This window comes from Flavobacterium xizangense (genome assembly GCF_054075145.1).
Genome location: NZ_JBSIPG010000191.1, coordinates 1 through 257, shown reverse-complemented (window position 1 = coordinate 257; position 257 = coordinate 1). Strand labels below are relative to the sequence as shown.

Sequence of the window (257 nt, the reverse complement as noted above, 5' to 3'; positions counted from 1 at the left end):
GAGGCCCCTGCTCGCGACCACCTTTGTTGCCATTTCCCCCAGAGTTGCCGCCTTGATTATTGCTGCTTCCCCACGGGTCGCGGTCTTGTCCGTTATTACCGGGCTGATTCCACGCCATGTATATGCTCCATATTTGTTATGCAAGGGCGAATATCTTCAGGACTACCCTAATCTGATCAGACTACGTAGTCGATCAACGTAGGTTCTTGTTTACAGAGGCGACGCCAGTCAACGATTGGCATACGCACCTGCATCCC

The 257-nt window shown here is 52.5% G+C and carries 1 protein-coding gene; it reads left to right on the top strand.

Annotated elements, in window-relative coordinates; all coding sequences use genetic code 11:
- On the top strand, positions 1 to 202 hold a 202-nt coding region (locus tag ACWA1B_RS23070; protein ID WP_456910993.1), incomplete at its 5' end, for a hypothetical protein.
- Positions 203 to 257 lie beyond the last annotated feature (55 nt).